1 rRNA gene is annotated in these 417 nt (G+C 52.5%); it reads right to left on the bottom strand.

The features are described from left to right. Positions 1-417, bottom strand: a 23S ribosomal RNA gene (locus A3764_RS00170); the annotation flags it as partial.

The raw sequence follows: 417 nt of genomic DNA, 5'->3' as shown, positions 1-417 counted from the left end.
GCCCCATTACCCATCCAGTGCTCTACCCCCGAGGGTATTCGGATGACGCTCTACCTAAATAGATTTCGCAGAGAACCAGCTATCTCCGAGTTTGATTGGCCTTTCACCCCTAGGCACAACTCATCCCGACCTTTTTCAACAGGTGTGGGTTCGGACCTCCAGTAAGTGTTACCTTACCTTCATCCTGGTCATGCCTAGATCACTCGGTTTCGGGTCTGATCCCACGAACTCAACGCCCTATTAAGACTCGCTTTCGCTGCGCCTACACCTAACGGCTTAAGCTTGCTCGTGAGACCAAGTCGATGACCCATTATACAAAAGGTACGCTGTCAGGCCGCAAGGGCCCTCCAACTGATTGTAGGCGTTCGGTTTCAGGTACTGTTTCACTCCCCTCGTCGGGGTGCTTTTCACCTTTCC

Origin of the sequence: Sulfitobacter sp. HI0129 (assembly GCF_001635395.1) — a bacterium.
In the GTDB taxonomy this organism is placed as follows: Bacteria; Pseudomonadota; Alphaproteobacteria; order Rhodobacterales; family Rhodobacteraceae; genus Sulfitobacter.
This window is presented reverse-complemented; position numbering and strand designations above follow the sequence as displayed.